The 11,661-nt window shown below is 41.2% G+C and carries 6 protein-coding genes; all 6 read right to left on the bottom strand.

What is annotated here, in order from left to right:
- A partial coding sequence (locus tag ACEW8O_RS04640) for a carboxypeptidase-like regulatory domain-containing protein (protein WP_373493455.1) occupies nucleotides 1–1,473 on the bottom strand: 1,473 nt, incomplete at its 3' end.
- Between the two features lie 264 nt (nucleotides 1,474–1,737).
- Nucleotides 1,738–1,932 carry an ATP-binding protein gene (locus ACEW8O_RS04635; protein ID WP_373493456.1) on the bottom strand — a complete coding sequence of 65 codons (195 nt, stop codon included), beginning with the start codon at nucleotides 1,930–1,932 and terminating at the stop codon, nucleotides 1,738–1,740.
- Complete coding sequence (locus tag ACEW8O_RS04630; RefSeq protein WP_373493454.1) at nucleotides 1,875–5,210, bottom strand: two-component regulator propeller domain-containing protein; 3,336 nt, start codon at nucleotides 5,208–5,210, stop codon at nucleotides 1,875–1,877. The genes ACEW8O_RS04635 and ACEW8O_RS04630 overlap by 58 nt, the downstream gene beginning before the upstream one ends.
- A 170-nt stretch (nucleotides 5,211–5,380) precedes the next feature.
- Complete coding sequence (locus ACEW8O_RS04625; protein ID WP_373493453.1) at nucleotides 5,381–8,890, bottom strand: two-component regulator propeller domain-containing protein; 3,510 nt, start codon at nucleotides 8,888–8,890, stop codon at nucleotides 5,381–5,383.
- A complete protein-coding gene (locus tag ACEW8O_RS04620) occupies nucleotides 8,890–11,085 on the bottom strand; it encodes an ATP-binding protein (RefSeq protein ID WP_373493452.1) in 2,196 nt (731 codons plus the stop codon). The genes ACEW8O_RS04625 and ACEW8O_RS04620 overlap by 1 nt, the downstream gene beginning before the upstream one ends.
- Nucleotides 11,078–11,661: sensor histidine kinase (locus tag ACEW8O_RS04615; protein WP_373493451.1), on the bottom strand; the 584-nt coding region annotated here is incomplete at its 5' end. The genes ACEW8O_RS04620 and ACEW8O_RS04615, both read right to left, overlap by 8 nt.

Below are 11,661 nucleotides of genomic sequence, written 5' to 3'. Positions count from 1 at the left end.
AATTTGGTACGCCAAGGAAAATTTTGTACTTAAAACCTCCCTATTAGATGTATTTGGATTTGCGTATAGCATGGTAAAAGGATTGTCCCAATATAGAGGCGAGGTATCTGATGGTGAATTGATGTTCCATGAAGTGTACCTTCCATCGGGCATTTGGTAATATTCCCTTAGCAAACCGGTATTCAATTGCCGCTGAAACCATTGGTTTACATTGGAACCTATACTGTTGTACCCCTCAAAAAGATTTCCAAAGGTATTGGATTCACTATAATTTGCAGCAGTGATCAACTCAAGCTTTTCAGACAGTTTGGCATTGAAATAAATATTCAAAAATAACTTGTCCTGGTTGGTATTCTCCATTACACCCGTCCTGTTTAACTTGGACAGTGTGGTATTCAGCGAATAATTTTCGCCACTTTTTCCAATATTGATACTGGTATTGTTCAATGCACCGGTTCTAAAAATGTCCCTGACATTGTTTGGCTGTGGTGACCAGGGCCGGGCTTGTCCATAGCCCCTTGTACCGGGGGTAAAAGCATCCCATTGGGCTACCATTTGACCATTGAGTTTGGGACCCCAACTCTCATCAGAATAAAACTCTGTCATCGGCATGCCATTAAGTCCCGACAAAGCGGGATCATGTATAGCGGGATCGAATTCAAATATTGGGAATTCCTGAGAATAACCCCCCCCATATTCATTTTGATATTTGGGAAGGATATAAACCCTTTCAAGAGTATTGGTCTGGTTAAAATCAATATTTACCTGATCACCTTTTCCTCCTTTTCTTGAGGTAAGGACTACTACACCATCACGTGCCCTAGAACCGTATAAAGCCGCAGCATTGGCACCTTTCAATACATTGATGTCCTGAATGTTATCCATATTTATAGAAGCGGGGTCATTCACAACGATCCCATCCAAAACATATAGTGGATCTTGTGCACTTATTCCCCTCAATCCCCGGATCCGTATGGCCGGAGCTCCAAACTTGGCACCTGATCCTGAAACAATTTGTACACCTGCTATCTTCCCGGCAATAGCGGTGTTAACGTTCATTTCCCGGGCTACCCTGATGTTATCCCCACTCACTTGCTGGGTAGCGTATCCCAGAGAGCTTTTATCCCGCTCAATTCCCAAGGCAGTAACTACCACTTCAGAAAGTTCGGCAGCATCAGGGAAAAGGGTAACATTAATTATTGATCTGTTGCCTATTATTTCTTCCACGGTACTCATACCGATGAAAGAAAAAACCAAAACATCAGAACCTTCAGGAACATTCACGGAATAATTACCTTCCATATTGGTGGTAGTTCCCATTGTACTGCCTTTGACAAGAATGGTCGCCCCCGGCAGACCAATTCCATCTTCTTCGGAGATTACCTGTCCGGTAACTACCCGTTGCTGCGCCGAGACCTCATAACTGAGGGTCAAAGTAACAAGCGCAATTACAAAGTGTAAAGATTTCATCATAAGGTGTTTAACCTAGTTGTAATGAAATTTAAAATTAAAAATTGAACAATTCAAAGAATTTTTTTTAACTATAAAATTATTTTCTCATAACTTATATAAAAAAATGCGATTAATGTGCCTCTATTGGAGTGAAAAGGGCTTTTATGTGGTATAAAAATCTTTCCTTATGCTGAGAATATGAGGTTGTAAAAAAGTTTTTTGCCGTGAATTATTTTGCGTTCATGTGGTTACTTTGACCCTGAAAACTTTTAGACCAGATATAGATTAAACATTCAATGATTTCTCTACTGGTAAGGTAATGATAAACTCTGAACCTTCACCCACTTTAGAATCTACTTTCTCCAAAGGAGTCCTCACGGACAACTCTCCCCCATGCGCCTTCACGATATCATAGCTCAAACTCAATCCAAGCCCTGTTCCCTGACCTGTAGGCTTGGTAGTAAAGAATGGCTGGAAGATTTTGTCTTTGATGGAGGAGGGAATGCCGGGGCGTTGTCTTTGATGGAGATTCTTACCCCCCGACCCCCCTCAAGGGTGGAGGTGGAAACCGTCACCAGAGGCTGTAGGGACAGGGCATGTCCTGTCCCTACAGCCTGAAATGCATTATTGATAATATTCAGCAAAACCCTTCCAATATCCTGAGGCACCACATTAACTTTGGGGAGATTTAGATCAAAGTGGGTCTCAAAGACCGCATTGAAAGATTTATCCTTCGCTCGCATGCCGTGGTATGATAACCGTAAATATTCATCCGCCAAAGCATTAATATCTGTCGGCACCTTCTCCCCAGAACTGGTTCGGCTATGCTCCAACATCCCCTTCACGATCGCATCTGCCCGCTTGCCATGGTGATTGATTTTCTCCAGATTCTGGATGACATCCCCGATAATCTCTTCCTCAACTGCTTCATCCCTTTCACCATTCACTTTTAATCTTTCACCCTTTAATTCCTCCATCAACTCCGCACTTACCTCGGAAAAGTTGTTGACGAAATTGAGCGGGTTCTGTATCTCGTGGGCAATGCCGGCCGTTAGTTGACCAAGCGAGGCGAGTTTTTCCTGTTGGATGAGCTGGTCCTGTGCAGATTTCAGGTTTTCATGGGCTACTTCAAGATTCTTATAAGCTTTTTCAATTTCTTTGGCCTGTTCGAGTTCCTTTTCCCGTGCTTTTTTGCGGTTTTGTTCTTGTACCCTTTTGCGTAATATTCTGTCAACGGTTACAACTCCAACTATCAAAAATATCAGATAAAAACCATAGGCCCACCAGGTTCGGTACCAGGGTGGGAGTACGGTAAAAGATACCGAAGCTGCCTCTGTTGAGGTTGTTCCATCTACATTTACTGCCCTAACTTGAAAGATGTAGCGCTTTGGCGGCAAATTACTGAACTGCGCAAATCTTCTAGTTCCTGCATCCACCCAATCGTTGTGAAAACCCTCAAGTTTATAGATATAGGTGGTTTGCCGGGGATTTCGGAAATTAACGGAGACAAACTCTACGCTTATGGAGTTTGAACCCCAATCAATCTCTATCGGACTTTCGCCAGCACCTGTTCCTGAGAGGTTTACAAATGTTTCTCCCATCTCAAGGCTTGTGAGATGAATGCGTGGAGGATCATCTGACTCGCGAACATCCTCCGGATGAAAATAGCTCAGCCCGCCGACCCCGCCAAAAATGAGCTCTCCGTTCTCTCGTTTATAAAAGGAATGAGGATTTATCCGGGAGGGGCGCAGGCCATTGTCTATGTCAAAATTTCGGATAGACCCTGTATCCGGGTTCAGGCGGGAAATCCCATATTCTTTGCAAATCCAGATCATGCCTAGGTTATCCTCAAGGGTACCTAACACGGTCAGATGTTGAAGTCCGTATTGGGTATTGTAAAAGGTTGTGCGTTTGGTTTTAGGCTCAAAACGCACTAGTCCGTTTGATTTGGATACCCATACCCTGCCCTTGCTGTCCGTCATCAAGTGGTTTGCAAATCCATTGCCAAAAGCGGACAGGTAGGAATCATTGATGTCCGGATATACCGTTTGATCGGTGGCTGGGTCATACTTGGCGACTAAGATGCCTTTTCTTGAATTTAAAGGATCCAGGGTAGCATTGTTTATTCCCAACCATACCGAACCTGTTGAATCAGCTACCAGATATGCAATATCCGATTCCTCAGCGGTTGGATATCGAAATGACAAGTCAATTTTTTCAAACTTACCGGATGACGGAGTCAATTTCCACAGACCTTCGCTGGTTGCAACCAAAAGAACCTCATTTGATAATCGTAGAAAATGATTGATCGTAATACTGCCTGCCGAACTTTTATTGAGATTGTATATTTGCTTTTCATGGGTTTCCAGATGAACCCGCTCAATCGTGTTCTGTATAGATAAAATCCAAACGTATTCTTTGCCATCATAAACAACCGGTTTTCGGTATGACGGAATTTCAGGGATTTCATTCCAGGTATTTGTATTACGGTTCCAGGAAATGGTCGCCCGAACATCTCGGGAAATCAAAAAATGGTCTACATTCACCTCCTCAATACCGTAAAATGAATTATCAAGGCTATATCTGTCGTTTGGAACAGGGGTAAAAGCGTTCATCAGAATTTGAGAGCGGTCAGCCCGCGCCAGCCCGCGCGAGGTTCCCACCCAAAGCTGGTCGGACTGATCTTCAAGAAGAGAGGTACCATACAACCAAGGTAGAGTTCCCGGATCAGTAACGTCGTACGAATATCCAAAAAAAGTACCCGCTTCATTATTATATAGCTGTAGAACTTCTCCAAATCCACGATTTTGTGATATCCAAATATTTCTGTCCCGTGTTTGTTCAAAATCAGATATAAATGCCCATAAAGGATTTCCCCTTTCCGGGTTGTATAGATAATGCTGTACCAAGCCGGTGTTCAATTCTTTCTTCCACAAACCACTCCCACGGCTTGATGAAACATTTTCAAGGTTAAAGAGTCCCTGTTGATTCTCCCGGAAATCGTAATTAACCCAAAGCACCTGTTCAAGATCTATAAACAGGTTAAAGATATAGTCATTGGGCAGGCTGGTAACATCATCTGGATCATTCCGAAGAAATGTAATTGTTCCTGTTTCAGGGTCCAGGATGTTAATCCCACCTCCATAGGTTCCAATCCATAGTCGCCCGTCGGGGCTTTCTGTGATCGATGTAACCTCCGGATGGCTAAGTGCTGATCCCTCTTCAGCATCAGCACTGATCATTCGAAATTCCTGTTGCGAAACATCGAAAATGGCCAATCCCCCGGCAGTACCGATATAAAGTGTACCATTATCAGACTCATAAAATTTGCTAACAGGACTGGCATCAGGTAAACGCAGGTTCGAGAAAGTACCTGCATCAACCTGGTAGTGTTTGAAGGTAAGGGAAGACCGGTCAAACCGGTCAATTCCAGCCGCTGTAGCTATCCAGACATTATTCTCCCGGTCTGTGTGAATAGCAAAAGCGTCATTACCGGATAAGCTTGTGGAATCGGCGGGTTCGTTTCGAAAGATCTCAAACTCATATCCATCAAAACGGCTTACACCGGAACGTGTAGCAATCCATAGGTATCCCTGTTGATCCTTCGTGATATCTCTGACCCAATTATCCGACAATCCGTCTCCAATGGTATAGGTTTGAAAATAGAGCGGTTCTTTTCTGGGGTTTTGTGCAAAAATTGCAGCAGAGTAAACTAGAAAAACCAGTAGGAGTGCAATATGTGAAAATCCTTTTTTCATGAGGCTAAAATTATTTTGAATGAAAATCACCTGATCCGGATTCTATCTCCAGTTTGCTGCCATGTGCTTTGATGATTTCACTTGATTGTTGATTCATATCTGATATTATGTCCCTAACATAACAGGCTTCAATTTCGATTTTTATTCCTTCGGGTCATCCTCTTATCTTTTTATTCAATGATCCTGACTAATGGAAGCAAAATAATAAACACACTTCCATTCCCTTCCTCGGATTTAATCTTCAACTCCCCCCCATGCGCCTTCACAATATCATAGCTCAAACTCAAACCAAGTCCCGTTCCTTGCCCAGTAGGTTTGGTAGTAAAGAAAGGCTGGAAAATTTTGTCTTTGATGGCGTCGGGGATGCCGGGGCCGTTGTCTTTGATGGAGATTCTTACCCCCCGACCCCCCTCAAGGGTGGAGGTGGAAACCGTCACCAGAGGCTGTAGGGACAGGGCATGTCCTGTCCCTACAGCCTGAAATGCATTATTAATAATATTTAACAGCACCCTTCCGATATCCTGAGACACCACATTAATTTTTGGAAGGTTCGGATCAAAGTCTGTTTTAAAGTCGGCATTGAAAGACTTGTCTTTCGCCCTCATTCCATGGTAACTCAACCTCAAATATTCATCCGCTAAAGCATTGATATCAGTAAGAACTCTCTCTCCTGTACTTGTCCGGCTATGCTCCAACATCCCCTTCACAATCGCATCCGCCCGTTTACCGTGGTGATTTATTTTTTCCAAGTTCTGCTTGATATCCTCCAGAATCTCATCTTCTATTTCATCCTCTTCGGTTTTAGGTCTTGATTCTTGTGTCTTGGCTCTTGATTCTTTTATTTCATCGACTAGCTCTGCACTGACCTCAGAAAAGTTATTCACAAAATTCAACGGGTTCTGTATCTCATGGGCGATGCCCGCTGTGAGTTCTCCAAGACTGGCCATTTTCTCGGATTGGATGAGCTGGGCTTGGGTGGATTTGAGTTCTGAATAAGCCTTCTCAATTTCCTTCGCCTGTGCCAGTTCTCTGTCTTTGGTTTTTTCACGCTCAATCCTGATGGTTCTCGCTTTTTGAATCAAATGGATTCTCCAACCTAAAAAGCCAAAGAGGAGAAGATATATTAGATATGCAAATTTGGTGCGCCACCAGGGGGGAAGAACAGAAAATGAATATTCCATCTCACTCCATAATCCATAAGGATTAAGTGCTTTTATGCGAAGAGTGTAATCTCCATCCCATAGGTTACCGAACCTGGCTATATTGTTTTTTTCTAAGGGGCTCCAATTATCATCAAATCCTTCCAATCGGTATTGATACCTAGTATTCTTTGAAAAATGTGGGTCAATAGCAGCAAATTCAAAACTAATAGAATTTGCTGCATAAGGAAGTTTCAATCCTACGGGGATAAAATCATAAGGAAGAAGACTGTCATATCTGATATTCCTGAAGTATTCCGCAGGGTTTTTATTTTTTCCAGAATTTTGGTTATGTCCAAAGCGAAATATCATTTCAGTTTGCATGATCAAACTATCAGAAGAATAGGATTCATTAATCTGGCTCCATAAAACAGGTTGGTTGTTGATCAGGATATTGGAAATATGAATAGGAAATGGTTTGCCATTATCTTTTAACTTTTTGTAGTCAAATCTATATAGAGAGCTATGCCCTTTGGAAAACCAAATATTTCCTTCCTGGTCAGGGAAAAACTCACTTGTAGCAGGGATGGAAAATCCTTCTCCTTCCGAATATTCCTCAAAAACAACACCTTTAGAAGCTAAGGTATCCTTTCTTAATGCCAAAAGTCCTTCCCCAATTGTACTAATCCAAATTAGCTGATTTGCATTATCCGATCTAATATCTGCCACAAAATTAATTTTCAAACCATCTTCAACTGTAAAGTTGGTAAACAGATTACCATCAAACCTACTTAATCCTTCTGTTGTGCCTATCCATATGTTCCCATGACTATCTCCGCTTATGGTTCGTATTAAACTCTCCCAAGGAAGTCCATCATCTTCAGTAAAATAAGAAAAAAGGCCATTTTCAAACTTATTTAATCCGTTTACTGTGCCGAACCACATCACCCCTTGATCATCTTCGTAGATTGCGGTTATTATCCCATCGCTCAAACCTTGCGCTGTACCAAAGCATACTTTTTCTTTCCCATTAAAATAGCACAGCAAATTATTGTGGTCTTCTGTAAACCAAATATTTCCATTTGAATCAGAATAAATTGAAAAGATTGGATTATCGCTTAAATGGTAAGTATGGAATTCGTTACCATCAAACATCTTTAAATCACCATTGGCGGATAAAATCCATATATTTCCCGAGGGATCCTCCTCAATCGATGAAATGTTATTTATTGTTCCATAATTTCCGATTTGATTTTGGACAAAAGAATAGTTTATTAAATTTTTCCCATCATAATGAAAAAGGCCATCAAAGTATGTCCCAAAATAATAATCACCTTTCTTAGTCTGAAACATTTCGCGAATTGATCTGTTTTGGGAAGTTGATTCAATCAAATTTGGATACGCTAAAAAGGTACGGTCAAACCTACCTAAAAAACCCATTCCTGATACCCAAATATTGCGATCCCGGTCTGCACCTAAAACTGGATGTTCTATTTCTGACAATTCTTTTTGATCATTGAAGTTGACAACTGTCAATCCTTTTATTTTTAATATTCCAGCAAGGGTTACTGCCCAAAGGTGATTATCGCCATCCAGAATCACCCTATTTGGGAGTAATGAATTTAGAATATACGCTTTCTTGCCGTCATAAAAATGGATCCCTTTGTTTGTTCCGATATAAGAAGTATCAGAACTTACAGGATAGAAAAAAATGATTTCGTCATTTGGAGCCAATTCAATGGGAGAGAACAATGAAAAATTTCCATCCTTTAGGAGTGTAATTTTTTTTTCTTTTTTTTCAACAAAATACACATTCCCCTCCCGGTCTTCCTTTATTAAGCTGATTTCCCCAAAAGGAAAATCAGTACTATCGTACGAAGCTATCAGATTTCTTCCTTCAAATTGGGTTATTGTTTTTTCAATGTTATTTGCAACCCAAATTCGGTTGTCTGAGCCTCGTAAACCTGTCAGGTTATTCCTTAAAATCATGGGTTTTATTAAACTTTTGGAGACTATTGGACCAGGTGATTCCACAAACCGAAACCCGTCAAATATTACCATACTGGCTATTTCGTATGTATCCTCTCTTGTATGCTTAATCAGCCAATGATGGTTGTTATTATCAGCTCCACCATTTCCAATGGCTTCATTTAGGTAATTATAATTATAATAGGATCTAAATGAGTTTCCATCAAATTTGATTAATGGTGATTGAAAAGTACCCAACCACATATTTCCCTGTTCATCAGCTATAATATTTTGATAGTGCCTTAAAGAAAATCCACTCGAGGCCGTAAAAGCCGATATTACTTCTTTGCCATTTTCAGGAGCGAGTGAGTATGGTATTTTACTGATTTCATAGGCAGATTTATGAACAGATTCTCGGGGTGCAATAGGAGTAATAATCGGCATAGCAGAACTATCTGCATTAACTTTCCCTACCGCTAGAATTACAGATGTTTCATCACTTGTCCCATTCTCAGTTTCACAAGAGAAAAGGGTTATTGTAAAAAGGTATCCGAATATTAGGAGTTTTTTCATCATGACTTTCCTTTTGGTAAGAGGATTAAAAATTCTGTTCCTTCTCCTTCTTTACTTTCCACCCTAATCTCCCCTCCATGAGCCTTTACAATATCATAACTCAAACTCAAGCCCAATCCCGTTCCCTTCCCTGTTGGCTTGGTAGTGAAGAATGGTTGGAAGATTTTGTCTTTGATGGAGTCGGGGATGCCGGGGCCGTTGTCAGAGATTCGGATTTCTACCCCTTGTCTCTCGCTACCCCCATCCCCCCCTGAAGGGGAGCCCTCCCGCTGCATAGTGGTAACCGTGACAGTCGGTGGTTTTGGAATTTCGAATGCTGAATGTTTAACATCGAATGTCGAAGTGGTGGCATAAAAAGCATTATTCAAAATATTCAACAAAACCTTTCCAATATCCGACTGAACAATACTGACCTTAGGAAGTGATTCATCAAATTTGCTGATCAGCTCTATCTCAATATCCTTGTTTTTTGCCTTGAAACCCTGATAGGCTAGGTTCAGGTATTCTTTGGCCAGAGTGTTGAGATTAGTTATTTCCTTTTCTCCTGAACCAGACCTGCTATGCTCCAGCATTCCTTTGACAATGGAATCTGCCCGCTTGCCGTGGTGGTTAATTTTTTCAAGGTTTTCTTTGATATCCCCGAGTATTTCACTGACCAAAGTCTCGTCTCTCGCTTCTTGGCTCTTGGCTCTTTCTTCTTCGATCTCTCCAACCAACTCTGCACTAACCTCACTAAAGTTATTGACAAAATTCAACGGATTCTGTATCTCATGTGCAATGCCTGCTGTAAGTTCTCCAAGAGAAGCCATTTTTTCGGATTGGATAAGTTGGGCTTGGGTGGATTTAAGGTTTTCGAGGGAAGCTTGGAGGTCATGGGTACGTTCGGCAACTTGTTTTTCCAGTATTTTCTTCTGACCTGTAAGGATTTGGGTTTTTTCCTCGGATAGCGTTTTGACTTCAATGAGTTTTTGTTCCAGCGATTGGTTAGTTTTTGCAAAATCATAACCCAGATAAATGACTACTGCAATCGGAACGCTTAAATGACTTAAGTAAAATGCTACTCCTGGGTTGTAATAAATAGAAACATCAGCATAGGTGGCTAGAGTAAACAAAGTCCAAAAGAACAAACAAGAGAATGCCCCAACAGCAACAATCCAAGCGCCTTTCTGATTTCGCCTGCTTGCCAGAAATGTCACCCTGGCGATTTCAATATTTGCTAGAAAAATAAATATTTGACCATAAATCAACCATCCCCATTCATAAATATAAAAACCGAAGGGAATACTAATGAGACTTAATGCGAATAAGGAATATAGTATCCATCCTTTTCTTTGACCGAGAAGCTTATAGATGGCGGTAAGGAAGAAATACCAACCTACGACCATTAAAACTAAAATAAGATTAGCCAGATAATAATAGTGTTGAAATTTAAATAAATAACTATAATAATGGATACTTAATACAATGATCCAAGTGAATGCATATATGAAAAAATAAAGACTGGTGGTGTTCTTGCGATAAGTTAAGTAAAAAGCAAGGTAGAGGACACACAGCATTGAGATTATACCAATGCGCAATGCAATCGACTTTTCGGCTAATACTTTAGTATGATAATAATGTTCATTTGCCTGTTCCAATGTATTTATGGTAATATGCACTCCCCTATTTTCATTTGCCCAGTGGGTGGCATATTTTATCCCAGGTTTTAAAACGTAGCGGACAGCCAGCAGATGTTCCCCAGAAAAAGTAACAGGGAGGGCCATAGGTTTTTGATAAGGATTAAAAGGAACAATTTCTTTAGGATTTAGGCTTACTGTCCCAAGTTGTTTTATCAATCTTCCATTCAGATAGCATTCCGAAGCACCTGACTGTTGGACAGCCATGGAAAGCTGGCCTATAAATGTTGAATCGATTTTGAGATTTAGCCTGAACCAGACAATAGAGTTTTCCCAAAGTACCGGTAAATCATGAATATCCACAGTCGGATTGATTGAGTTCCACTCGCTGTCATCAAAGTACGGGCTGGCATATTCCATGTTGTCGCCGACTATATATTTCCAGCCATTGTCCAACAAAATGCCTTCTTGGGGAATGTCCTTTAAAATCACAATTTCAGTTCCCTGCGCACTCAGATTCGACCAAGAGCCAAAACCTAACAGGAGAAAAATCAAGCTAAGGCGGATATGATTAGGCATGGGATTCGTGATTTGGGGTTGATGTATAAAGAAGAATTGTGAATGTAGTTCCTTCGCCCACTTCGGATTCTACCCTAATCTCCCCTCCATGAGCCTTTACAATATCATAACTCAAACTCAAGCCCAATCCCGTTCCCTTCCCTGTTGGCTTGGTAGTGAAGAATGGTTGGAAGATTTTGTCTTTGATGGAGTCGGGGATGCCGGGTCCGTTGTCTGATATCGATATCTCAATTTTGTCTCCGAGGTTTTTGGTGGAGACGGTTACCTTTGGGGTTAGACCTGCCAGGTTTTCAAAACCTGGCAGGTCTTTCTGTGTACAAGCCTGAAAAGCATTGTTGATAACATTTAACAAAACCCTTCCAATATCCTGCGGCACCACATTGATCTTGGGAATATCAGGATCAAAGTCTGTTTTAAAGTCGGCATTGAAAGATTTATCCTTTGCCCTCATGCCGTGGTAAGACAAGCGCAAGTATTCATCCGCCAATGCATTTATATCTGTCGGTACTTTCTCCCCGGTACTTATCCGGCTATGCTCCAACATCCCCTTGACTATCGCATCCGCCCGCTTACCGT

The organism is Aquiflexum sp. (assembly GCF_041749095.1).
GTDB lineage: Bacteria > Bacteroidota > Bacteroidia > Cytophagales > Cyclobacteriaceae > Aquiflexum.
The sequence above is the reverse complement of the archived record's forward strand: the minus strand, read 5'-3'. Positions and strand labels throughout refer to the sequence as shown.